This is a genomic window from Rhodoferax sp. (assembly GCF_039922535.1).
Taxonomy (GTDB): domain Bacteria; phylum Pseudomonadota; class Gammaproteobacteria; order Burkholderiales; family Burkholderiaceae_C; genus Rhodoferax_B.
The window spans coordinates 1-2823 of sequence record NZ_JBDTEM010000091.1; the positions used below are offsets into that span (position 1 = coordinate 1).

Annotated in this window: 3 protein-coding genes; all 3 read left to right on the plus strand. The window is 69.6% G+C overall.

Translation table 11 applies throughout. The features are described 5' to 3' along the window. Nucleotides 1-26 precede the first annotated feature (26 nt). Nucleotides 27-1049, plus strand: coding sequence for an iron-siderophore ABC transporter substrate-binding protein (locus tag ABI213_RS04080; protein ID WP_348005335.1), 1023 nt, complete (start codon nucleotides 27-29; stop codon nucleotides 1047-1049). After that, nucleotides 1046-2083: an iron chelate uptake ABC transporter family permease subunit gene (locus ABI213_RS04085; RefSeq protein ID WP_348005336.1), complete on the plus strand. Its 1038-nt coding sequence runs from the start codon at nucleotides 1046-1048 to the stop codon at nucleotides 2081-2083. The genes ABI213_RS04080 and ABI213_RS04085 overlap by 4 nt, the downstream gene beginning before the upstream one ends. Then, nucleotides 2080-2823: iron chelate uptake ABC transporter family permease subunit (locus ABI213_RS04090; RefSeq protein WP_348026177.1), on the plus strand; the 744-nt coding region annotated here is incomplete at its 3' end. The genes ABI213_RS04085 and ABI213_RS04090, both read left to right, overlap by 4 nt.

A 2823-nucleotide genomic window follows, 5' to 3' on the forward strand; every position in this document is an offset into this window, starting at 1 on the left:
TACCATTTGTATTTGGAATTTTCAGCATGCTATTTTCCCGCTGCCGCCCCCGCATGGTGGCCTGGTTTTTATGCGTGGCGTGCGGGCTGGCCAGCGCGGCCAAAGTAGCGACCCCACCCGCCACACCTTCCGGCCCCGCCGCCCCCCGTACGCTGGCCGCCAACCTGGGCAGTGGTACGGTCGACGGCGTGTTCCCCCGCACCGTAGCGCATTACCTGGGCACCACCAAGCTGGCCAAACCGCCACTGCGGGTCGCCGTGTTGTCTACCGGGCAAAACGACGGCCTGCTGACCCTGGGCCTGGTGCCGGTGGGCACCACCCGCGACGACCAGGGGCGGCTGTATGCCGACTACCTGGCCCAGACCTTTGCCCCCCGCCAGGCCGAGATGCGCAACACCGCCGACCTGGGCGTGCGCAGCGCGCCCGACCTGGAGGTGCTGGCCACCTTGAAGCCCGACCTGATTTTGGTCAACAAAACCCTGCTGTCACCGCAAACCTACGCGCTGTACCAGCGCATCGCCCCCACGGTGGTCACGCGCGGCAACGGCATTAACTGGAAGATCGACTTTTTGCTGGTGGCCGACGCACTGGGCCGCCGCGACCAGGCCCAGACCTGGCTCAAGCAGTACCACGCCGATGCCACCGCGCTGGCCAAGCAATGGCCCAAGCCAGCGCCCACGGTGTCGTTTGTGCAAACCAATGCGCAGCGCAACCGCATCATGGGCCTGGGCTCGTTCACCGGCAGCATCGCCGAAGACGCGGGCCTGCAGCGCCCCGCCAGCCAGCGCTTTGCGGGCAATTCGCAGGACATCAGCAATGAGCTGCTGGACCTGGCCGATGCCGACTGGATCTTCTACGCAGGGCGCGACAAATCTCTGCCCGGCCTGACCGGCTCGCCGCTGTGGAAGAGTCTGCGGGGCGTGGCCCAAAACCATGCGCAGCGCGTGGAGCTGGACCCGTTTTATCTGAACGCCGGGCCGCTGGCCGCCCGCACGGTGCTGGCGGCGCTGGCCCGCACCAGCCCCGCCGCGCCCCAGACCGCGCCGTGACCGTCCTTACCGGCGTTACCGCCGCCACTCCGGCCCGCCGCGCGGCCCGGGGCCTGGGCCTGTTGCTGCTGGTAGCGGCCCTGCTGGCGCTGGTACTGGCCAGCATTTCGCTGGGTACGCGCCCGATTCCGCTGGCCCGGCTGTGGCAGTTGCTGTGGCAGCCCGACGGCAGCGTGGAGTCCAGCATCGTCTGGCAGATGCGCATGCCCCGCACCGCTCTGGGCCTGGCCGTGGGTGCCGCGCTTGGCGTGGCGGGTGGCCTGATGCAGGCGCTGACGCGCAATCCATTGGCCGACCCCGGCCTGCTAGGCATCAACGCGGGCGCCGCCCTGGCCGTGGTGCTGTCCATGTCGCTGCTGGGTATCAGCAACTACCTGGGCTACGTGGGCTTTGCGCTGCTGGGGGCCCTGCTGGCCGCCGTGGGCGTGTACGTGCTGAGCAGCGGTGCGGCGCCCAGCACCCAGCGGGTGCGCCTGCTGCTGGCGGGCATGGCCATCAGCACCAGCCTGGGCTCCTGCACCGGCATCGTCACCCTGTTTGACACCACCACCTTTGATGCCTACCGCTTTTGGGTGGTGGGAGCGCTGGACGGACGCTCCACCGAGGTGCTGTGGCCCATGCTGCCGCTGGTCCTGGTGGGCTGCACCATTGCGCTGTGCCAGGCGCGCGCGCTGGACGCAATGGCCCTGGGCGACGAGTTTGGTCAGGCCCTGGGCCTGCGCCTCAAGCCCGTGCGCATCTGGAGCTTTACGGCGATTGCGCTGCTGTGCGGTGCCGCCACCGCCGCCGCCGGGCCGATTGCGTTTGTCGGCCTGGTGATTCCGCACGCGGTGCGCCTGCTGGTGGGGCCGCACTGGCGCTGGATCTTGCCGTATGGCCTGCTGGCCGGGCCGGTGCTGGTGCTGGGCAGCGATGTGGTGGGGCGGCTGATCGCCGTGCCCAGCGAGATCGAGGTAGGCATCGTCACCGCTTTTATAGGCGCACCGGTGCTGCTGGCCCTGGTGCACCGCGACCGGCGTGGGTTGGCCGCATGAGCCGGGCGGTACGCCATCTGGGCAGCGGCATCCTGGCCGAGCTGGCGCACCGCCGCACCCGCGCCGTGCTGGGTACGCTGCTGCTGGTGGGCCTGGTGGTCACGCTGCTGGGGCTGCGTCTGGGCAGCTACCAGGTGCCGTGGGGCGCGTTTTTGGCCGCGCTGTGGGGCGGTGGCGACGACATGGGGCAACTGGTGTTGTTGAACCTGCGCCTGCCGCGGGCGCTGGTGGCCCTGGGCGCAGGCGCGGCGCTGGCCACGGCAGGCGCCATCTTCCAAAGCCTGTCGCGCAACCCGCTGGCCAGCCCGGACATCATCGGCCTGACCACCGGCTCGGCCACAGGCGCGTTGGTCAGCATTTTGTGGCTGGGCGACAAGGCGCTGAACTTACCGATGGGCGCGCTGGTCGGCGGGCTGGCCACGGTGAGCGTGGTGTATCTGTTCAGCCTGCAGCGCGGCATGCAAGGCCAGCGGCTGGTGCTGATTGGCCTGGCCGTGGCGGCCATGCTGGCCTCGGTAAACGACTTTCTGCTGACCCGCGCCGAGCTGGACCAGGCCCTGCAGGCCAAGATGTGGCTGCACGGCAGTCTGCAAGGCACGGGCTGGCTACAGGCACAGCGCATGGCCCTGGGCTGCGCCGTGCTGCTGCCGCTGGCCTGGCTGCTCAGCCCGCGCCTGCGCCTGCTGGAGATGGGCGTTGATCTGGCCACCAGCCTGGGCTTGCACGTGGGCCGCAGCAGC

Excerpts from the sequence above, each read along its gene's own strand:
- ABI213_RS04080 (WP_348005335.1), top strand. The coding sequence starts at position 27 with ATGCTATTTTCCCGCTGCCGCCCCCGCATGGTGGCCTGGTTTTTATGC.